The organism is Photorhabdus noenieputensis, assembly GCF_018448935.1.
Taxonomy (GTDB): Bacteria; Pseudomonadota; Gammaproteobacteria; order Enterobacterales; family Enterobacteriaceae; genus Photorhabdus; species Photorhabdus noenieputensis.
Genome location: NZ_RCWC01000025.1, coordinates 59,904 through 76,917 on the forward strand (window position 1 = coordinate 59,904; position 17,014 = coordinate 76,917).

At 40.1% G+C, this 17,014-nt stretch carries 27 protein-coding genes, 1 tRNA gene, 6 pseudogenes and 1 CRISPR repeat array (1 of these 35 running past the window's edge); of the genes and pseudogenes, 15 read left to right on the plus strand and 19 right to left on the minus strand.

The annotated features are described in order from the left end of the window. Nucleotides 1-484: direct repeats of the CRISPR family, unit length 28 nt; unit sequence GTGCACTGCCGTACAGGCAGCTTAGAAA (it extends 623 nt beyond the left edge of the window). Between the two features lie 38 nt (nt 485-522). Beyond that, on the minus strand, nt 523-843 hold the full coding sequence (gene hspQ / locus EAE91_RS15855; RefSeq protein WP_036807155.1) for a heat shock protein HspQ: 321 nt from the start codon (nt 841-843) through the stop codon (nt 523-525). Between the two features lie 221 nt (nt 844-1,064). On the opposite strand from hspQ, the gene yccX reads away from it, so the two are divergent. Further along, on the plus strand, nt 1,065-1,343 hold the full coding sequence (gene yccX, locus EAE91_RS15860) for an acylphosphatase (RefSeq protein ID WP_214089347.1): 279 nt from the start codon (nt 1,065-1,067) through the stop codon (nt 1,341-1,343). Between the two features lie 13 nt (nt 1,344-1,356). Here yccX and tusE read toward each other — a convergent pair whose 3' ends face one another. Continuing rightward, nucleotides 1,357-1,686 (minus strand): sulfurtransferase TusE, encoded by a 330-nt coding sequence (gene tusE, locus EAE91_RS15865; protein WP_214089348.1) that lies wholly within the window; start codon nt 1,684-1,686, stop codon nt 1,357-1,359. A gap of 184 nt (nt 1,687-1,870) precedes the next feature. Here tusE and EAE91_RS15870 point away from each other — a divergent pair. Together EAE91_RS15870 and EAE91_RS15875 are read left to right on the plus strand one after the other, a co-directional pair. Beyond that, a tRNA-Ser gene (locus EAE91_RS15870) sits at nt 1,871-1,958 on the plus strand. Nucleotides 1,959-2,143: 185 nt separating this feature from the next. Beyond that, nucleotides 2,144-3,355 (plus strand): tyrosine-type recombinase/integrase, encoded by a 1,212-nt coding sequence (locus tag EAE91_RS15875; RefSeq protein ID WP_214089349.1) that lies wholly within the window; start codon nt 2,144-2,146, stop codon nt 3,353-3,355. Here the strand turns inward: EAE91_RS15875 and EAE91_RS15880 are convergent, their stop codons facing one another. The 13 genes from EAE91_RS15880 to EAE91_RS15940 form a co-directional block, all read right to left on the minus strand. Continuing rightward, nucleotides 3,356-3,562, minus strand: a complete 207-nt coding sequence (locus tag EAE91_RS15880) for a helix-turn-helix transcriptional regulator (protein ID WP_214089350.1) — start codon at nt 3,560-3,562, stop codon at nt 3,356-3,358. It lies immediately after the preceding gene. Next, the gene (locus tag EAE91_RS15885) at nt 3,552-3,887 is read right to left on the minus strand and encodes a hypothetical protein (RefSeq protein ID WP_214089351.1); all 336 of its coding nucleotides are present in this window, start codon (nt 3,885-3,887) and stop codon (nt 3,552-3,554) included. Before EAE91_RS15885 ends, EAE91_RS15880 begins: the two co-directional genes overlap by 11 nt. Beyond that, nucleotides 3,877-4,197: a phiTE_015 family protein gene (locus EAE91_RS15890; RefSeq protein WP_214089352.1), complete on the minus strand. Its 321-nt coding sequence runs from the start codon at nt 4,195-4,197 to the stop codon at nt 3,877-3,879. The genes EAE91_RS15885 and EAE91_RS15890 overlap by 11 nt, the downstream gene beginning before the upstream one ends. Next, the gene (locus EAE91_RS15895) at nt 4,194-4,415 is read right to left on the minus strand and encodes a hypothetical protein (protein WP_214089353.1); all 222 of its coding nucleotides are present in this window, start codon (nt 4,413-4,415) and stop codon (nt 4,194-4,196) included. The genes EAE91_RS15890 and EAE91_RS15895 overlap by 4 nt, the downstream gene beginning before the upstream one ends. 11 nt (nt 4,416-4,426) lie before the next feature. Continuing rightward, nucleotides 4,427-4,957: a beta clamp domain-containing protein gene (locus EAE91_RS15900; RefSeq protein ID WP_214089354.1), complete on the minus strand. Its 531-nt coding sequence runs from the start codon at nt 4,955-4,957 to the stop codon at nt 4,427-4,429. Beyond that, a complete protein-coding gene (locus EAE91_RS24305; protein WP_244868876.1) occupies nt 4,954-5,697 on the minus strand; it encodes a Rha family transcriptional regulator in 744 nt (247 codons plus the stop codon). Before EAE91_RS24305 ends, EAE91_RS15900 begins: the two co-directional genes overlap by 4 nt. Nucleotides 5,698-5,713: 16 nt before the next feature. Continuing rightward, complete coding sequence (locus EAE91_RS15910) at nt 5,714-5,884, minus strand: hypothetical protein (RefSeq protein WP_214089355.1); 171 nt, start codon at nt 5,882-5,884, stop codon at nt 5,714-5,716. 114 nt (nt 5,885-5,998) lie between these two features. Further along, nucleotides 5,999-6,247 (minus strand): hypothetical protein, encoded by a 249-nt coding sequence (locus EAE91_RS15915; RefSeq protein WP_214089356.1) that lies wholly within the window; start codon nt 6,245-6,247, stop codon nt 5,999-6,001. Nucleotides 6,248-6,453: 206 nt separating this feature from the next. After that, nucleotides 6,454-6,816: a hypothetical protein gene (locus EAE91_RS15920; RefSeq protein WP_214089357.1), complete on the minus strand. Its 363-nt coding sequence runs from the start codon at nt 6,814-6,816 to the stop codon at nt 6,454-6,456. A 102-nt stretch (nt 6,817-6,918) separates the two neighbouring features. Continuing rightward, nucleotides 6,919-7,110 carry a hypothetical protein gene (locus EAE91_RS15925; protein WP_105396311.1) on the minus strand — a complete coding sequence of 64 codons (192 nt, stop codon included), beginning with the start codon at nt 7,108-7,110 and terminating at the stop codon, nt 6,919-6,921. 122 nt (nt 7,111-7,232) lie between these two features. Next, nucleotides 7,233-7,679, minus strand: coding sequence for a hypothetical protein (locus EAE91_RS15930; RefSeq protein ID WP_214089358.1), 447 nt, complete (start codon nt 7,677-7,679; stop codon nt 7,233-7,235). A 189-nt stretch (nt 7,680-7,868) separates the two neighbouring features. Then, a complete protein-coding gene (locus EAE91_RS15935; protein WP_214089359.1) occupies nt 7,869-8,093 on the minus strand; it encodes a hypothetical protein in 225 nt (74 codons plus the stop codon). Continuing rightward, the gene (locus EAE91_RS15940; protein WP_214089373.1) at nt 8,086-8,286 is read right to left on the minus strand and encodes a hypothetical protein; all 201 of its coding nucleotides are present in this window, start codon (nt 8,284-8,286) and stop codon (nt 8,086-8,088) included. Before EAE91_RS15940 ends, EAE91_RS15935 begins: the two co-directional genes overlap by 8 nt. A 263-nt stretch (nt 8,287-8,549) precedes the next feature. Between EAE91_RS15940 and EAE91_RS15945 the strand changes: the two are divergent. Further along, a pseudogene (locus EAE91_RS15945) lies at nt 8,550-8,897 on the plus strand (DEAD/DEAH box helicase); the annotation flags it as partial. Then, the gene (locus EAE91_RS15950; RefSeq protein ID WP_214089360.1) at nt 8,893-9,060 is read left to right on the plus strand and encodes a hypothetical protein; all 168 of its coding nucleotides are present in this window, start codon (nt 8,893-8,895) and stop codon (nt 9,058-9,060) included. The pseudogene EAE91_RS15945 and the gene EAE91_RS15950, both read left to right, overlap by 5 nt. 189 nt (nt 9,061-9,249) lie before the next feature. Here the strand turns inward: EAE91_RS15950 and EAE91_RS15955 are convergent, their stop codons facing one another. Both EAE91_RS15955 and EAE91_RS15960 read right to left on the minus strand, forming a co-directional pair. Beyond that, on the minus strand, nt 9,250-9,609 hold the full coding sequence (locus EAE91_RS15955) for a helix-turn-helix domain-containing protein (RefSeq protein WP_214089361.1): 360 nt from the start codon (nt 9,607-9,609) through the stop codon (nt 9,250-9,252). A 69-nt stretch (nt 9,610-9,678) separates the two neighbouring features. Beyond that, on the minus strand, nt 9,679-9,939 hold the full coding sequence (locus EAE91_RS15960) for a type II toxin-antitoxin system RelE family toxin (protein WP_214089362.1): 261 nt from the start codon (nt 9,937-9,939) through the stop codon (nt 9,679-9,681). A 182-nt stretch (nt 9,940-10,121) separates the two neighbouring features. Here EAE91_RS15960 and EAE91_RS15965 point away from each other — a divergent pair, with 182 nt between their 5' ends. Continuing rightward, nucleotides 10,122-10,334, plus strand: a complete 213-nt coding sequence (locus tag EAE91_RS15965; RefSeq protein WP_214089363.1) for a hypothetical protein — start codon at nt 10,122-10,124, stop codon at nt 10,332-10,334. Nucleotides 10,335-10,508: 174 nt separating this feature from the next. Here the strand turns inward: EAE91_RS15965 and EAE91_RS15970 are convergent, their stop codons facing one another. Continuing rightward, nucleotides 10,509-10,769, minus strand: a complete 261-nt coding sequence (locus EAE91_RS15970; RefSeq protein WP_214089364.1) for a YdiH family protein — start codon at nt 10,767-10,769, stop codon at nt 10,509-10,511. Between the two features lie 158 nt (nt 10,770-10,927). On the opposite strand from EAE91_RS15970, the gene EAE91_RS15975 reads away from it, so the two are divergent. From EAE91_RS15975 to tssD, 9 genes and pseudogenes are all read left to right on the plus strand, one after another. Beyond that, nucleotides 10,928-11,263, plus strand: coding sequence for a phage holin, lambda family (locus EAE91_RS15975; RefSeq protein WP_214089365.1), 336 nt, complete (start codon nt 10,928-10,930; stop codon nt 11,261-11,263). Next, the gene (locus EAE91_RS15980; protein WP_214089371.1) at nt 11,250-11,675 is read left to right on the plus strand and encodes a lysozyme; all 426 of its coding nucleotides are present in this window, start codon (nt 11,250-11,252) and stop codon (nt 11,673-11,675) included. The genes EAE91_RS15975 and EAE91_RS15980 overlap by 14 nt, the downstream gene beginning before the upstream one ends. Then, nucleotides 11,672-12,133 (plus strand): lysis protein, encoded by a 462-nt coding sequence (locus EAE91_RS15985; protein ID WP_214089366.1) that lies wholly within the window; start codon nt 11,672-11,674, stop codon nt 12,131-12,133. Before EAE91_RS15980 ends, EAE91_RS15985 begins: the two co-directional genes overlap by 4 nt. A 336-nt stretch (nt 12,134-12,469) precedes the next feature. Beyond that, a pseudogene (locus tag EAE91_RS15990) lies at nt 12,470-12,635 on the plus strand (ISAs1 family transposase); the annotation flags it as partial. Between the two features lie 230 nt (nt 12,636-12,865). Continuing rightward, nucleotides 12,866-13,639: a hypothetical protein gene (locus EAE91_RS15995; protein ID WP_214089367.1), complete on the plus strand. Its 774-nt coding sequence runs from the start codon at nt 12,866-12,868 to the stop codon at nt 13,637-13,639. A 665-nt stretch (nt 13,640-14,304) separates the two neighbouring features. Next, nucleotides 14,305-14,505: pseudogene (locus tag EAE91_RS16000) on the plus strand (recombinase family protein); the annotation flags it as partial. Between the two features lie 5 nt (nt 14,506-14,510). After that, nucleotides 14,511-14,780 (plus strand): annotated as a pseudogene (locus tag EAE91_RS16005) (IS481 family transposase); the annotation flags it as partial. Continuing rightward, nucleotides 14,772-14,858 carry a tail fiber assembly protein gene (locus tag EAE91_RS25035; RefSeq protein WP_244868878.1) on the plus strand — a complete coding sequence of 29 codons (87 nt, stop codon included), beginning with the start codon at nt 14,772-14,774 and terminating at the stop codon, nt 14,856-14,858. The pseudogene EAE91_RS16005 and the gene EAE91_RS25035, both read left to right, overlap by 9 nt. A 644-nt stretch (nt 14,859-15,502) precedes the next feature. Then, nucleotides 15,503-15,727, plus strand: a pseudogene (tssD, locus tag EAE91_RS16015) (type VI secretion system tube protein TssD); the annotation flags it as partial. Nucleotides 15,728-16,827: 1,100 nt separating this feature from the next. Here tssD and EAE91_RS16020 read toward each other — a convergent pair. Continuing rightward, a pseudogene (locus EAE91_RS16020) lies at nt 16,828-17,014 on the minus strand (DUF4225 domain-containing protein); the annotation flags it as partial.

Sequence of the window (17,014 nt, forward strand, 5' to 3'; positions counted from 1 at the left end):
GAAAAAGCAGTCGCTAAATCAGCAGACACAAGCAATGTGCACTGCCGTACAGGCAGCTTAGAAAAACGTTAACCAAAAATCAGTGTGACAATATTTGTGCACTGCCGTACAGGCAGCTTAGAAAACCGTAGAAAGCATCATCTTTATAAGCACTTAGTGCACTGCCGTACAGGCAGCTTAGAAACTCGGTACCCTATATAGCTGAACAATGTGAAAGTGCACTGCCGTACAGGCAGCTTAGAAAGATCGCGAGGGTCGGCTTGAAGATAAACCTCGGTGCACTGCCGTACAGGCAGCTTAGAAAATCAGGGGAGAGAGCGGGGGCAATCTGACCCGGTGCACTGCCGTACAGGCAGCTTAGAAATTCCCAGAAGTTGTTAAGTCCATGCAGAAATAGTGCACTGCCGTACAGGCAGCTTAGAAATTGGTTGATGATTTGTGTGACGTTGATTTGCTGTGCACTGCCGTACAGGCAGCTTAAAACACGATAACTGCCTAGGTTGTTTAGGTATAAATAGGGGATTAATTGCGCAGCCTTGGGGCTAATAGCTGATTGCGGATGGATTCTGCTAGCTCATCTAGAGAAGGTTGCTCTGGATGTTCATCAGATGTTTCATAGGCTAATTGTGCTTCAGCCAAATAAGTATGTACAGGTTGACCGTTATCATCTTCCATCACAACGTGATACCAGGGAGCGGAACGCAAGGTAGCATTGGATGCAATGTCATCCTCTTGGGGTTGTTCCAGAGAATATTCCACATCAATATCCACGATGACTCCTAAATAACCAAGAAGCTTGTGACGTACTTGTTGGCCGATACCGAATTTGCTGGCGATAATCATAGTCACCTCCAAAGAAGATCTTGCATTGACATTGATATAAGGGCAGTAAGGTGAATTACAAGAGCATACCCGGTGGTTGAAGTCTTTTTTTGCTTTAATTGCGAGTGTGACTCCATCTATTTCAGGTTAGCTGTAGTAAATATAAAACACAACCAACAGTCGTATGCTTAACTATATATGTGAGCGATACCGCAAGGTGATTGGGTTGACAGAGGGTAATTATGATTAAATATGGGATAACAATTTATGTTTATGGCCGGGTTCAGGGAGTTGGATTTCGCTATCAAACTTTTCGTTGGGCGAAATTCAATAAGCTGACAGGTTATGTCTATAATTTGCATGACGGTAGTGTCAAAATCGTAGCTTATGGTGACAGTGAGCAACTAAATAAATTAACCCATTGGCTGGAGCAGGGTGGTCCGCCGGGAGCACGAATAGATAACTTTTCATCTCAACCCTGCACAGTGGAGGATGTTGCAGATTTTAGCGTCCGCCACTGAGCTAGATTATTGATTAGATACATTTTACCGGTTTCGGCAGCCCGGCAATTTTAGTTGCCTGCTTTGCCGGCCCTTTGGGAAACAGACGGTAAAGATAGCGGCTGTTGCCTTTTTCTTCGCCATACTTTTGTGCGATTGCTTTTACTAACATACGGATAGCCGGGGATGTATTAAACTCCTTATAAAATTCCCGGATAAAACGAATGGCTTCCCAATGCTGTTCAGTCAAAGTGATTTCTTCTTGTTCGGCGAGGAGTAAAGCTATTGCTTCCTGCCAGTCACTACTGTTTTTCAGATAACCTTGCGCATCGGTTTCGATTTCTTGACCTTCGAATACCAACATAATCATTAATAACCATCAAAGAAAAGTAGACGTAATTTAGCAAAAATCACTTCTGTACCCAAGAATGGTATGCACATATGCGGATAAAATAAGCCAACGACCATGAAAAAGGGTAAATTTACGGCAATCGAACAGGAGGAGGCTTTACATCTGACTCGGGGCTGTTTATAGTGCACGCCATTGCGGAGGGGTGGCCGAGCGGCTTAAGGCAGCGGTCTTGAAAACCGCCGATGGGAAACCATCCGAGAGTTCGAATCTCTCCTCCTCCGCCAATTACACGTCTACTAACATCTCTTAAAGTCTATATTTTTCAATAAAATCAAATAGTATAGAAAAAACAAGTATCTTAAAGGCTCTTGGCATCTCTTAAAATCAACAAGAATTTGTGTATAGTTTTGTGTATAGTTTTGTGTATAGTTTTTCCTGTACAAATTCCCCTATACACATTGGCGAGATGATGAAGCTAACAGACATGGCTATCAAAAAAGCCAAACCGGAAGAAAAGCCTTACACGTTGTCTGATGGAAACGGGCTTTCACTATTAGTAGAACCGAACGGCTCTAAAGGGTGGCGATTCCGCTATCGTTTTGATGGTAAACAGAAGATGATCTCTTTAGGTACTTACCCGGAGGTGCCTTTAACGGAAGCTAGAAGAAGAACGGCAGAATGCCGCTCAATGGTTGCTGGTGGCATTAACCCTTCCGAAGCCAGAAAGCGGCAAAAACGAGAAAATATCATCACGTCAGAAAATACTTTTGAGAAAATCACTCGCGAGTGGTACGAAAAACGCAAAGATAGATGGTCGGCAGGGTATCGCTCTGACATGATGAGTGCATTTGAAAATGATGTCTTTCCTTATATTGGGGACAGACCAATAGCAGACATAAAACCACTGGAGTTATTGGACGTTCTTTCAAGAATGGAAAAGCGTGGGGCAACTGAGAAGTTGAAAAAAGTCCGTCAGCGTTGTGGTGAGGTATGGAAATATGCCGTTATTACAGGTAGAGCTGAATATAATCCAGCTCCCGATCTTGCTAGTGCGTTTATCCCCCATAAAAGAGAACATTATCCTCACTTAAAAATTGATGAACTTTCAGAATTTTTAAAGTCCATTGATAAGCATATGAGTAGCCAAGTAGTTAGGCACGCATTGAGAATTCTGATTCTTACGGGATTACGCCCTGGTGAATTAAGAAATCTGGAATGGAGCGAAGTGGACTTGGAAAAGCGAATGGTAGAAATTTCTGCCGAAAGAATGAAAATGCGCAGGCCACACTGTATTCCTTTATCTGATCAAGTAGTGACTTTATTCCAACAGTTGCACCCAATTAGTGGTGACTATCAGCATGTATTCCCTAGCCGAACTGATTATAAAAAGCCAATTAGTGAAATGGCTATAAATGTTATGATGAAACGCATGGGGTATGGTGGCAGAGCTACGGGACATGGATTCCGTCACACCATGAGTACCATATTACATGAGCATAGTTTCCCATCTGAATGGATAGAATTGCAGCTTGCTCATGTTGATAAAAATAGCATCAGGGGCACGTATAACCATGCCCTTTATCTGGATGGACGCAGAGAGATGCTTCAATGGTACGCTGATTTTATGAATTCCTTGGAATACGGTAAAGATATTATTAATAGTCGCTTTAAAAATGACTAATTACGCATTATCTTCAATTGAGCAGCGGGATTTATTAATACGCTGCTCAATCCATTCATTGATTTCACCCTCTATGAAGGCAATTGAACGGGGACCAATTTTAACTGGTTTAGGGAACTCTCCTTTATCTATTAATTTATAAGTCCATGATTTGCTATAACCAGTTCTATTTAAAACCTCATTTAATCTAATTAGTTTATTTGACATAAACATCACTCCCTTTTCTAATATAACCGTTCTCCAAAATTATCCTTGCCACTGTTGCCAGAGTTGTTTTATCACTCCAGGTAAGATCATCAATCAGAAAATTCAGCTCAGCAACAAGTACGGATTCTGAATCTTCGGGCCAATCCCCATATACAATATCGCTGTAATAAGAGTTCTCGATGACCTTGAGTGTCAGCAATACCATCTCTTCCGATGTTCTATCGGCTTTTCTGTAACCGGCGTTCCAGACTGCATCTGTAATATCAGATGGATCACCCCATGCCGAGGCTATTACTTGGGTTAAGTGGAATGAGTTATTGATCATGGCTTTCCTCCCTTATGTCCCTAAGGATTAGCTTTACTTTTACTCCTTGTGATTTCAGATGAGTGTCACAGTGAGCAATATCTCTGCTATATTCAATACTTAGTTCGTCATCATCATCACAATCAATATAATTTGGCAGTTCCACACGAACTTCACCCCGAGCTTTCCAGCCCGCCCACGCAAAATGCAATGCGCTGCTGCCACTAATGTAGTATTGGTATTCTTCCTGAAAGAAAGCTTTTTCTAACTCTTCCTCACCCCACGGATAAGTTTCTATGAGCCATTTTTCAAATCGTTCTTTGTTTATCATTGTTCTTTCTCTCTGCAAATGATTTTATAGGCCCGCAATATGTGAGCTGTTTTGCCGGTGATAGTGGTTTTCCTTAATAGAAAGCCAGTAGACCAAGCACGAACAGGTACCATTAACAGGGCGGCATCAACACATCGATTGTGTTTGCGGCGTTCAGTGATGAAACTGGCAATGACGATCTGCGCAATGTTACCCTTGTCTAAGTATTCGATTTTCATCGCAATGACTCCTACACCCGGCATGGCATGACAATAAGTTGAGGGTTGCCATAACGCTGATTGATGTTGTCGCCAAACTTCATTAAGCAACCATCTGTCATACTGGATGGGTACATAGAAACAGTGATAAGCTCTGTATCAGCACCAAACATTTTGTAAGGATAGGCTAGGTAACACGCCTGAAAGTGAGGGATAACATTTTCCACTTTCTTTGGAAGAATCCGCTCTAAATCAGGGAAACGACCATCCAATATTGATAGAGCGGTAAATCCAACTCTCACCCCGGTAATACTCCTGTGCACGGCATAAGGTTCTTTGGTGAAATGCAGTTCCGTTGTTTCTGCTTTCCTTGGTACTCTTCCGTGAAATTGAACGATAGCTTTGCGGCGAGTGTTTACACCGTGCTCTAACCGTAAAGCTACGCAGCCGTTTGTTGACTCTAGGTATTTGGGAGTGATGTGTAATCCGTGAAGGTAGTAGCGCAGATCATCTTTAGCGACACACACCAGCGCAGCACGTAATAGACATGAACGAATAATCATTGCTTTTCCTCCCACCCGATAATCTGAAACAGCCCCATTTTTGGGTGATACCATTTGGATTTACGTTGTTCAGCTTCGCTCATCATCAGACGGAATACGCTCATAAAGTCTTCCTCAAATACGATTTTCATCGGGCGAGGTTGGCCGTCTGGCGTCAGGATGGTGATGCTATCCGTTGGTACGTTGTAGACTTCTGCCAGCGTCCGGCACTTAGCATCGGTCAAACCACATTTGACACGGAGTAGGGAATAGCCTACCCATCCGGCAGGGATTGCACCTTGCTTGATGTGTTCGATGGTTTCTGAAACCTCTTCAACTTTTTCTGCGACCTGGTTAAAGCGGCGCTCCTGTTCTACTTGTGCTAAGGCGTAGGCAAGGTTAAATTCAGCCTGGGATTTCGGTTTTGTGGTGCCAGACTCAAGAGTAAACCAGCGATCAATCACTGCGGCACGGCGCATAACGTCATAACCGGTGATGAGAATTTCGGTATGGCGGCGGTTGAGTAGGAGTTCGAAGGTGTAACCACGGTTATCAATAACAGTAATTACTCCTTTAACCACTCTAACATGCTGATTTTTATGATGGTTGAAATTCCAATCATCTTTATGGATGCTATATAACTCTTTCGCCATACTCCAGATATCAACATGGATATTTGATACCGTTTTGTTTGTCAGTTCCGCAATTTCACGACTGCTCATCATGGCCGTTTGATTGCTGGTGGTAGTTATATTGGTCATTTTCATACCTCTTTTTTTATCCATATGGGCCTTGAGTGCGGCAGCAAGCTTTTTGGGCTGCCCATTCTTCCTTACGGTGCTGACTGGCGCGGGCTTTCAGTTCTTCATGACGCTTATGTAAGGTATGGCGACTTGAATTCAGTTCAGCACGATATTCAGCCCATTCACGTAACTTGGTGCTTGGCATGTTCAGCGGCTTTGTCCCAAAAAAATAGCCGCTGTCTCATATTTTTCTTCACGCTCACTTTGAATGGCTCTCTGTGAGAAATTAAAATGGGTAATATTCACTATGAGTCCTTATTTACTGAAAGGTATATTCTGATGAAAATCCGCCGTGCTTAGCTCTTTCTGCAATTAACTTAATAAGAGCGTACATAAAGTCATTTCCCTCACCCGTTAATTTATCGCCGTGTTTTGATAGATAACCGCTATAGCTATCTAAAATATATTTATCCGCTTTACATCGCGTATATTCGTTATAAGCAGGAACTTCAAAAAACACATGTAAAACTTTTCTTAATATCTCTTCCGATAATTCAACAGTACACATAGAGCCATCGTGAAGACTAACAGTAATTCAATGGCTATTGGTCTTCTCTGTCATTGCATCGAATTTTGCAGCTATTAAGCGATTTCTGTATCGTTCAATTAATGTTTGATTACTCATAGATACCCCTTTGCTTAGGCTGAGATAATTCCCAGCCATTAAACTGTAATTAGAATCCAATCAGTTGTTGGGTTAATCAGAGTTTATACTTAAGACCTGCCTCTGGTTATTTTAATTAGTGCCTCTGCATGCTGTTTAGCCGCTTCTTCCGTTAAGTGAATAAGACCATTATCCAATCTTTGGTAATCAAATTCATTACCCTCCCAACAGGCAGGACTAATATTACCGTTTAAGGAGATAGTCCAATATTTTTTACATTTTTCAAGTTTGTAACAAACCGGTTTTGGAAAGATAACGTTAATTATTTTGGGCTTGCGGCGGTATATCATTGTTTCTGCCCATTCTGGATGAGAATAACAATTAAACCATGCATCGCCAGTATCTTTCGATTTAAATTCCCATAGCTTCCAAGGTTCATTCGTTTTAAAAGCATCATCTCCATACTGCATCATTGATTCAGCGTGCACGTGTTTTTTATTGTCTAATATTGTTTAACCCTCTGTGTAATTAATTCTAATTTTCACTTTTAACCAAATAAAGAAGATAGCGTTATATTAAGTACGTTTAACTTCCACGACCTCAGCATCAACTGTTTCAATAATAGTTTTGCTATCTGGCATACAAACCCGGCGTATCCCCTGAGCAGCTTTTTCAGCTCCTCGATATGTTTTATATCTGTTGCGGAAGGTTTCTTTTGTTACCCGCCCTGTACGATAGTTTTTGGTTGTGATGATTATCTTAAACATGGTCAATCTCATTAGCTACTTGGTAGCATTAATATACCCGTCATCTTTCAAGTTGCCTCTTTGTTGGCTGCACTCTCTCACCCCGGTCACATAGTTATCTATGCTCCCGGGGATTCACTCCTTTACCGTCGCGATGCATCTTGAAATCCATAGGGTATAAACTCTTTTCTTAATTGCTCATATTCACAGAAAGCGTTGATATATTTTTTGCGCAGTACATCTATTTCTTTCCTACGCTTAAGCAATAATCTTATTCGCCGTACCGCTCTCTTTTGGCATGAAATATACTCAGGTAGTAATTCTCCTATTTTCCAGTGCACCGAATTATCTTCACTAATTATTGGCTGGACTAGATAGTTAGTCTCTCGTCCGGCCCGTTTAAATACTTTTTCTGTCATAATATGCGCTAGCTTATTAATAGTATTACTACGACTCCAGCGCTTGTAAGAACGATCATGACGACTAACAACATAGACGGGTAATGTATGTATGCTGAATGCATCATCAATATCTCTATCACTAATAAATTCATCATCAAAGCAGGAATAATCAATTTTTTCTAGTTTCATAATTTAAGACCCTTCCAATATTCTTATTTCTTGTGCAATATCGCTTGCCAGACTAGAGGCAAGATTTGTTAATGTTGTTGTGTCTGTATCGGCCTCATTGGTAACAGCTTTACTAACAGGTATCATTAATGTTTCAAGATGTTCAGATTTATCTAATAAATCTTTAAATTTTATTTTACTGATATTAATTTAATTATTTTTTATTTCGAGTTTCTTTTGACCTTTAATCTTTTTTATCTGCGCCTCCATCGTTTCTATTTTGTTTAGTAGTCCAAAAACCAGATCTTGTAATGCACCGATGGCATAAGATTCATCACATTCTTTTATATATGATTCTTGCCATACTTGAAGAAGTGCTTCTATCTGTTTTGTTTTTATCTCCACGATTGAGAAAGAGGTCTCTAAATCAAACATCATTTCCCCCTAGAGCTTTGCTAGCAACTGAATGAATAACTCCTATAATTCCCCGGCACAACTTTTCTTCTTCTTTACTCCCAACAAGGTAAGCTGCCGCTGTCGCTAGAGTTTCTATTTTTCCGAGTGCATCCTCTATTTCAAAACTCATGTAAGGAGTGCCGTGCTGCTTATTTAGAGAGTTGCTGTTCATTCTTCACCTCCGCTATTTAGAGCTGCCTCAAGGGAACGATAAACCTCAAAATTAATATCACAAGCAAGTGCAACCAGATCAGCTAGAATGTTTGAACACTCTTCTTTAGATGCAATATCTGTAATGACTTCATAGAGCGATATGGCCAAACCTGAGCGGTATTTGCATTATCTAAAGTAATTGGTTTAGATAATGCACACCTCGTTATTATTAATTTGACCCATCCATATGATTGAGTATCCAACTAATAATTCTGATAGCTCATTATTGGTCTGTCAGGAATGCCATTTTCTCCGTTTTTGGGAAACTACTATCAACAGCTCTTGAAGCCAACCACGATGAAGGAGCTTATCGCTAAAGGTGAGCTTAGCACCTATGAATTTTATGCCCCCGCTAAGCCGGACCTGAAAGGCGTAAAACTGACCTCCAGCGATGACTTTGGACAGGATTATAAAGAGGGCCAGCTAGCCGAGATCATAGGTGATTCAACTCTGGTCGGCGATATCGTCAAGAACTGGCTGGAGAATGGTAACGATGAACCGACGATCTGCTTTTGCGTCAACGTGGCCCACGCCAATTTTATCACGGTCGAATTTAACAAAGCCGGTGTCATCAGTTCAGCGTGATGTGATTAAGTACGCAGGATATAAGGATGTTATCGAACAGAGGGTAGAAACTGAGCAAGTGGATGAGCTTTGTTCTCCTTGTAACGGTAAAGGGATTGTATCCAGTCGTTGTCGTTGTAACGGTACCGGGAAAGTTGTTGATGCATAAACTTGGCGTAATATCTCCAAATGGTGGGGAATTGTAGCTATGCTCACTAAAGAATATTCAGGCCCGCCGATGAGCGGGTTTTTCTATTTCTACCAGTAGCAAACTCAAGGTTTACAGTTAGATGGCTGTGCATAGCACGGCTTTTTGTCTTTCAGCCAAAGTAAACGACCCCTGAGCGGGGCCGTTGGGTTATGGAATTAGCTGTTCTGGAGTGCAGTTGTATAGTGCGGCCAGTTTTTCTCGTGTGCGCTTCTGTGGTCTATCTGAAGCCTCCCACTGAGACACGGTTGATTGAGCTGTGTTGAGTTTTTCAGCTACCTCATGCTGAGACAGCCCACGATAGATGCGCCAGGCTGCCAGAATAGAAACATCCTGATCAACCATAATAGACACGACGCCGTTAGGCACGGTCACATCATCATATTTTGACGGAGTGTATGGCACATCCTCCCAATGTTCCTTTGTGCTGAGAAGTTTTTCGTATTCAGCTACTGGCAGGACAACATATTGAGGTTTTCCTGTTTCATCATTTATGTATTGCATTTTCATGTATTCATCCGGGTGGCCAAGAGTCGCGGTGGGTGAATTTAATAATGAGGAAATGGCGGGTTACCCCGCCTAGTACGTTGTCGATGTTCTCCGTTTGACTGCCATTATCGAGCAGATAACCGGCTCGCCGTCAGTGATTTCGAAGATTATCCTGTATTCACCAACCCGTAGTCTGTATTGGTTATCAAGGTCATGAAGCTTCTTGATGTCCAACGTCACTTCGGGGAAAGTTTCAAGTTGGTTAACCTTCTCATTGATAGCTTTCCGGTATCTGGTATCGATGGAAAGCAACTGTTTTCGTGCCTTCCTCGTCCATTGAACCGTAACCATCGTTTCCTCATTTGTTAAAGAGCCTATCCACTTGGGATGATTAGATAATACGATTTTAATCGTATTTCGTCAATAAAATACGATTAAAATACGATATTATTTTCAGGCCGCGCATTGCATGGCCTTTTTTGTATCTGGAGATTTATCAGAGCGATAACCAACCGTACTTTTACAATCCGAATATGTCTTCTGAATATTTGGAGGATTGGTTAGATAAGCAAAGATTACAGGTTACTTACTTCAACAAACTGAAACAAGAAAGAGCCGCATTGGAACAACGGCTCTCAGAGATTGATGTGATTTTAGACAACTTTAAACATGGGTTTGAAAGTAAATTGAGTTTTCCCTGGGAACCCAGTCATCATCTAAAATATCATCAAAACGGTAAGAAATAGTCTCAGGAAAATTCTCAAAGTGCATTTTTTATATTTGCAAATAATTGGGGAAATAGGATGGAAAATAAAGAAAATTCAATAGTAGTCTTCGCAGGAAAATAGGTAGAACGAGAGCATCTATACCATTTACTTGATGCTATCGCGCCCGCAGTCTGTGAAGTCGCCATTCACCATTCAAAAAATGGTGAAGACGCCGAAGTAGTGACTAAACATGCGAAAGCAACAGCCGAATCCATTGTTTCCACATTGACTTTTACTAAGAGCTTTCCACGTCCTTATGGAGTCGTCTTTCAATTTTTGCTCAAGATCATCAACCTGTAATAGCTCGGTAAATTCCGCTTCAAGTTTTCGGAGCGCAAGCAAATATTCAGCGGGTGAAAGTTTTTTGTCAGAACGGCGTAAATATTCAAATGCCAGTGTCTGCGCATCTGTCATAACGGATTTCCTCTTTGGTTGTAGGGACTAAAGATGATACCACGCGCCGGGCGTGAAATACCCGGCAACACTTCAAGGGCTGCGATCTGACACGGCCTTTTTCTTTTCACACCCGACTAACTAATGCCGGGACAATTTCCCCAGGTCGGGGGTGGAATATGAAAATAATGGACAAGCAGCCTGACATCTGGATGCAGCTATGGTTGTGGCTGTTATCAGTCAAAGAACAGGGTATCGGTGCAGCACTGGCCGGTTTAATGGCTTACCTCAGGGGTCGATATAACGGCGGTAAGTTCTGGAAGACAATTATTGACGCGATGATGTGCGCGATGATCGCTTGGTTCATCCGTGACTTGCTCGTTTTTTTAAATCTGAGCACAGACCTGGCTTACATCTGTAGTGTGATTACTGGTTATCTAGGAACTGACTTTTTCGGCCAGTTGATGCGTGGGACTTTGCGTAATAAGGCGGGAGTATCAGATGCAAATCAGTGAAAAGGGCCTTAAGGAACTCAAAATCTACGAAGGTCTCAGCTTAACAGCATATCGTTGCGCAGCGGGCGTCTGGACTATCGGCTACGGTCACACATATGGAGTCAAGCCTGGTGATGCAATCACAGAACGGCAGGTCGAACAGTTTCTACTAGAAGACTTAGCCCCGGTTTACATCACTATCGAGACGAATGTTAAAGTCCCGCTAACTCAAGGCCAGTTTGATGCGCTTTGCTCTTTTATATTCAATTGTGGTGCCGGGGCTTTCATTCGTTCTACGTTGCTGAAAAAGCTTAACGCGGGTGACTACAAAGGGGCAGCAGGACAGTTCATGGAGTGGAATAAAGCGGGTGGGCGTGTATTGCCGGGGCTAGACGCACGACGGGCATCTGAAAAATCGATGTTTTTATCATGAAATTCAATGCTCATTACTACACGATACTCGCGTTAATCGTTATCTCACTGACAGCTTATTACTATCACTCTGAGTTACAGAGAGAGCAACGAGTTACAAAGCAGCAGCAATCAGAAATCCAGCAACTCACAGACACTATCAACTATCAGAACTCTCACATCACGATGCTAAACGAATTAGATGTGAAGCATACAAAGGAACTTGCTCATGCGAAATCTGAAATTGATGTTCTTCGTGATGATGTTGCCGCTGGTCGTAAGCGGTTGCGCATCGCGGCCACTTGTAGTCAAAGTGAAGCCACTGCCACCCCCGGCGTGGGCCATGCAGCCACTGTCGAACTCACTGGAGAAGCTGGATCAACTGTTCTCGATATCAGAGAAGGCATTATTAACGACCAGGCAAAATTAAGGTATTTGCAGGATTATGTTAATGCTGAGTGTGGGAGAAGGGAACGATGAAAGACGAACTCAATTTACCGTGCAATTGCGGCGGAACGGCTGTGTTATGTTGGAGCCGATGGAATGACAACTACTCATATAGTCATGCATGTGGTAGATGCTTGTGTGAATCGAAGAGCTATAAGACTGCTGAGGGATCAGCAGCAGCATGGAATCAGAAAGCCGGAAAAGCGAGGTGTAGCCTCTCTGATCAACCATAGGGATTTCCTCTATAGTTGCGGCAGATTGTTTTCCCATGATGTAAGTAAATATAACTCAGTCAGGCCGTTTCTAAAGTGACGGCCTCGGAGAAATCAATGAGATACACATATCGAATCACACTAGATGTAAGGACTCGCAATCTCGCTTAAAGATCCTGATGGAGCAGCACAAATGGCTCTTTTTAATCGAATAGCATTAAATGTGATTAAACAAAATACGAGTATATAAAGATAGTCAAGAAGTGAAACGTCGAAGAGCAACTTGGTCAGGGGAATTCCGTAGCCAGCTTATCTTTGATTAAATTAAATATAAAGTGGAATCCCGCCCTGATACTTATTAGGGTGGGTGGTATGATTTATGCCATTATTTATCTTAAATAAACCTGAGGTCAGGAGAATATATGAATAACATGTCGCTTCTTGTTGGAAACAGGAAAAAAACAAAATACAAATATATAAACTTAATATTTCTGGAGAAAATTTAACGCTTACTGATAAGGATGTTGTATGGGAATCACTCTACGTTCAGTATATGACAGAAATAAAACCCATCTTATACAACGGAAAAAAATCAATATTATCTACGACAAGTAATGGCGTAATTATATTCGAACTTTCAAAGGCGAAGAAAGTGTTATTTCACAAGGAAATAACAGGCTATCAGACAAGTATACATTCAGCTCACCCACTCCCTGATGGAAATGTTGTGATAGCGGACTCATATGGATGGTTGGGCATCTTACCCGCTGGGGGAAACAATGAGGCCAGCTATGATATAAGCGACTATTACTTAAGATGTAAAATTTATAAAAAGTGCAGCGAGAATGCCGACTGGGAGGATGGAGTTCATGATATGTATCAGATTTATGGTGAAAAATCGGGAATGTACTTCTTATCGACAGGGGAAAGGTGCTTTTTATTTGATTCCACTAAGTTAGATAATGTTCCTAGCGGAAAAATCACACTTGATGAGTTCAAACCATTCTGTGAAATTGACAGTAAAATATCTCAGGGACTCGTAAAAACCGCGAAAGACAAAAACGTTATTTTGAAGAAAGGTGGAATAAAAGCCGTCTCTGGTTTTATTGAGGAGGATAATTTTTTAACTATTGCGCATGCCGCACCATGGTTTACCACTGACGATTACTATCCTTATGATGGCACTCATCTTATTTTTTCAACAAAAGTGGACGATATCATCGACTTTGACATTACGGACAAATATAAAATAAATTTCTCCCCATCTTCAGCAGTATCTTTCTATAAGGCGCGCTTGCTTGACAAAGACTGGATGCCCGATCTGTAGATACCGGAGCACTGAGTTATTTTAGTGACATTCCGCCGAAAAAATAATTCTGTTAATACATACTGGTTTCCTGAAGGAAGACAGCGGGACTAATATAAGTGCATTTTCCCTCTCAGAAATTAAAACACGTAAGGGGGATTGTAACGGCTCAGATAGAAATTCTATGAGGATGCATTTGAAATATCTTAGCCCTGTGAGCTGGCTAAATTGTATTTTGCAGGTAAACCCAAAGTAGGCAATCCGGTGAGACAGTTTTTCTGTCTCATTTGGGTTGTTTTTATCCCATACTGGTATTACGTTTTCATCATCTAGAGTTAAACGAGACAGTTTTCATTATTATGGCACTTTACGGTTGTAGCGAGCCGCATAAATTGAAAAAGCGCGTCATTTAAATTGATAAAATTTCTGCGCCGCGCTTTTTATCAAAACATGTGGTTTATTTAGCCCCTTTTATAGTCAATAATTGACTGCATTTCACTCGTTTCTTTCTACATTCCTACAAACACTCATTTTGAACGTTAATTGATCTAAAAAAGCCGTCTGAGCGACCTATACAAATGGAAGCACTGTAAGTCAGCGTGAGGTTTTCCGCACACTCACACATAGAGCTAATTTTGATAAATACAATTTATTCTATTTATTCTATGTGCGGCGACGGAATTTACATGTCAAAGATCGGTTATATCCGGGTGTCAACAAATGACCAAAACAGCGATTTACAAAAAAATGCGTTGATGAGTATAAATTGCGAACAAATTTTTGAGGATAAATTAAGTGGAAAAACAACTAACAGACCTGGTTTAAAGCAGGCTTTAAGGCAACTTAAAAAAGGGGATACTTTAGTTGTTTGGAAATTGGATAGACTGGCACCAAAAGCCATGTATTCCAGAATGTGATGCAGCCCCTAAAGGTTGACTGGCTGACGCATACACCGGCAGGCAAGGATGGCACCCGGACGACGGCACGGGCCAAAGGCAAAGTTGAACGCCCTTTCCGGACCGTCAAGGAAGCGCATGAAACCCTGTACCATTTTCATAAGCCGGAGACGGAGCAGCAGGCCAATGAATGGCTCTGGAACTATCTGAGTCGTTATAACGCGCAGCGTCATCGCAGCGAGAAACACTCGCGTCTGTTGGAATGGAGAAAATACAGAGTATTGCTTACTCATGTAGATGTGAATCAAGCGCCGGATGTGGAGTGGTCGGAAGTGCCGAAGTAGAATAGGGAGCTGCGGGTTGCTATCTGCCAGGTGAATCGTATTATTTCACTTGGCATTATTGATAATACATATTCGCGCAGTTTTATTTCTTATAACTATTTTATTTTGTTTATTTATGTCAGAAAACCGGAATTACCCTTAATTCCGGCGAAACGCAGGAATTAATTAAGATCAAAGTGTTATAGTAAATTGAATGATTTCTCTCCTTTTCTTTCAGATAGTCGCATTCCATAATGATATTTTTTTGTGTATAGCAATGTGTATAGTTTTATTTTTATTATTAATTTAATTGTTGTTTATCAATGCATTAACTTATTTTTTCGAATCTCTCCTCCATCTTATAAGTTCTACTTTTTCCAATAAAATTAAAAAAAGATCCCTAACCAATCTCCACTATTATTCAATGTACCATCATAGCTGTGATGGGCAAGGATGCTAGAAATATGAAACTAACAGCTCGATAAGTTGAAACAATAAAACCTCAAGATAAAGACTTCTTAAAATTTCATCAAATCAACGATGCAAAACAACAGTAAGCAGAATTGTTACAACAAGCAAATGAAACACTCTCATTGCTACAAAACTCTGTTGATTGAGAAGTCGCCAGAGAAAGCCTTTCTGTTCGAATAGAAAAAATACCGGCCTTTGATATTTATAGAACGAATCAATCCGGGATTCAGGAGTTGTATTACACTATAAAGGTAATTGAGGCGACGATAGTTGATTTAGCTGTTTATCACCCCCATTCGATAACACATGCTGGCGCACAGCCGCAGGAAACGATATCTTTACGTTATAAGAGTATCACATGGACTCATCATATAGCAGGGACAAGTGCTTATAGTATTTGGGATGATCGCGTTTATTAATTTATTTGCCGGTAAAATAGTGTTGTTTTACCGGAAAAATTACCATTTGTTTTTCCTATAATGCCTGCTGTGTGCGATCATAAATGTGATATTACATAATATGGCTAGTACAATAGAACTATAAAACACAAAGTCATCAGCATAAAAAAACGGAATATAGTCGAAATGAAAGGCATATAAATGAAACGCAATAAATGCTATCAAAAGCAGTGCTGTTGAAAAGTTAATATAGACATCATAAGACATTAACAGCTTTTTAAAAGTAAAATATATAGGATGAAGTATGAGTAAAGAAAAAACAATGTATATGCAGCCCATTTTTTATCCACTAAGATTACTTGTATTGTCCATATATTATTAGAATCTATCTTTCATATTTATTTGATAACAACTCGTATCACTATTATATAAGGAACGCAGCTTAAATAACCTAAAGCTAAAGAGTAACGATGTAAAAAGTCATTGTCAGTGATATCCACATTAAAAAAAGGTATTGAATCGAAATTAAAAATATAAAGATGAAATGCTGAAAAGGCCAATGGTAATATTATTGCGTAAAAATGGGGATAAAAATTAGATGACATCAATAGTCTTTTTATGCAGAAATAAGCAGGGAATAGAAGAATTAAGGACAATTAAATATAAGAAAAATTCATCAATAACTCTCCTCCTGACCATATATAGTATTTAAATCGCCATTATCAAATAAAGCATAAAAATGAATTATTATTTACATCCTTAATATATCTGATGAAGAAATCATTAATCTAGGGTGAGTTTATTCTATTTGCAAAATTACCATTTGTTTTTCCTATAATATTTGCCATGAGCAATCATGTATACAATATTGTAAATAATAACTAAAACAATAGAGCTATAAAATAAAAAATCATTATCAGTTGTAGATACATCGAAAAGTGGAATGTAATCAAAATTAAAAACATATAGATGATAACAAATAAATGACATTGCAAGTAATAAAGATGAAAAATTAACATAGACATTATCAGATCTTAAAAGCTTTTTAAATGCAAAATATAAGGGGTAAAGAATGAGTAATGAAAAAATGATATATGCATAGCCCATTTTTATCTTATTCCTTAATATGATCTATATTGTCCAAAGACAGTACTTGCATCACCTGTTAATTCTAGAATTAACTCTTTGTAATTCATTATTTCTATACCTTGTCGTTTTAAGCCAACAAGCAGATCTGCATTTATATACCGATATAACCGTTGACTATCTGATTCAAGTTTGTAACCGAATAATCCATTAATAGACATA

Coding starts and splice junctions, on each gene's coding strand:
- EAE91_RS24305 (WP_244868876.1), bottom strand. CDS start 5,697: ATGACCAATATAACTACCACCAGCAATCAAACGGCCATGATGAGCAGT.
- hspQ (WP_036807155.1), bottom strand. CDS start 843: ATGATTATCGCCAGCAAATTCGGTATCGGCCAACAAGTACGTCACAAG.
- EAE91_RS15880 (WP_214089350.1), bottom strand. CDS start 3,562: ATGTCAAATAAACTAATTAGATTAAATGAGGTTTTAAATAGAACTGGT.
- EAE91_RS15965 (WP_214089363.1), top strand. CDS start 10,122: ATGTCTTCTGAATATTTGGAGGATTGGTTAGATAAGCAAAGATTACAG.
- EAE91_RS15930 (WP_214089358.1), bottom strand. CDS start 7,679: ATGAAACTAGAAAAAATTGATTATTCCTGCTTTGATGATGAATTTATT.
- EAE91_RS15980 (WP_214089371.1), top strand. CDS start 11,250: ATGCAAATCAGTGAAAAGGGCCTTAAGGAACTCAAAATCTACGAAGGT.
- EAE91_RS15910 (WP_214089355.1), bottom strand. CDS start 5,884: ATGCCAAGCACCAAGTTACGTGAATGGGCTGAATATCGTGCTGAACTG.
- EAE91_RS15995 (WP_214089367.1), top strand. CDS start 12,866: ATGACAGAAATAAAACCCATCTTATACAACGGAAAAAAATCAATATTA.
- EAE91_RS15885 (WP_214089351.1), bottom strand. CDS start 3,887: ATGATCAATAACTCATTCCACTTAACCCAAGTAATAGCCTCGGCATGG.
- EAE91_RS15975 (WP_214089365.1), top strand. CDS start 10,928: ATGAAAATAATGGACAAGCAGCCTGACATCTGGATGCAGCTATGGTTG.
- EAE91_RS15970 (WP_214089364.1), bottom strand. CDS start 10,769: ATGACAGATGCGCAGACACTGGCATTTGAATATTTACGCCGTTCTGAC.
- EAE91_RS15925 (WP_105396311.1), bottom strand. CDS start 7,110: ATGTTTAAGATAATCATCACAACCAAAAACTATCGTACAGGGCGGGTA.
- EAE91_RS15920 (WP_214089357.1), bottom strand. CDS start 6,816: ATGATGCAGTATGGAGATGATGCTTTTAAAACGAATGAACCTTGGAAG.
- EAE91_RS15960 (WP_214089362.1), bottom strand. CDS start 9,939: ATGGTTACGGTTCAATGGACGAGGAAGGCACGAAAACAGTTGCTTTCC.
- EAE91_RS15935 (WP_214089359.1), bottom strand. CDS start 8,093: ATGTTTGATTTAGAGACCTCTTTCTCAATCGTGGAGATAAAAACAAAA.
- yccX (WP_214089347.1), top strand. CDS start 1,065: ATGATTAAATATGGGATAACAATTTATGTTTATGGCCGGGTTCAGGGA.
- EAE91_RS15955 (WP_214089361.1), bottom strand. CDS start 9,609: ATGAAAATGCAATACATAAATGATGAAACAGGAAAACCTCAATATGTT.
- EAE91_RS15895 (WP_214089353.1), bottom strand. CDS start 4,415: ATGAAAATCGAATACTTAGACAAGGGTAACATTGCGCAGATCGTCATT.
- EAE91_RS15985 (WP_214089366.1), top strand. CDS start 11,672: ATGAAATTCAATGCTCATTACTACACGATACTCGCGTTAATCGTTATC.
- EAE91_RS15915 (WP_214089356.1), bottom strand. CDS start 6,247: ATGTGTACTGTTGAATTATCGGAAGAGATATTAAGAAAAGTTTTACAT.
- EAE91_RS15900 (WP_214089354.1), bottom strand. CDS start 4,957: ATGATTATTCGTTCATGTCTATTACGTGCTGCGCTGGTGTGTGTCGCT.
- EAE91_RS15875 (WP_214089349.1), top strand. CDS start 2,144: ATGAAGCTAACAGACATGGCTATCAAAAAAGCCAAACCGGAAGAAAAG.
- EAE91_RS15940 (WP_214089373.1), bottom strand. CDS start 8,286: ATGAACAGCAACTCTCTAAATAAGCAGCACGGCACTCCTTACATGAGT.
- EAE91_RS15890 (WP_214089352.1), bottom strand. CDS start 4,197: ATGATAAACAAAGAACGATTTGAAAAATGGCTCATAGAAACTTATCCG.
- tusE (WP_214089348.1), bottom strand. CDS start 1,686: ATGTTGGTATTCGAAGGTCAAGAAATCGAAACCGATGCGCAAGGTTAT.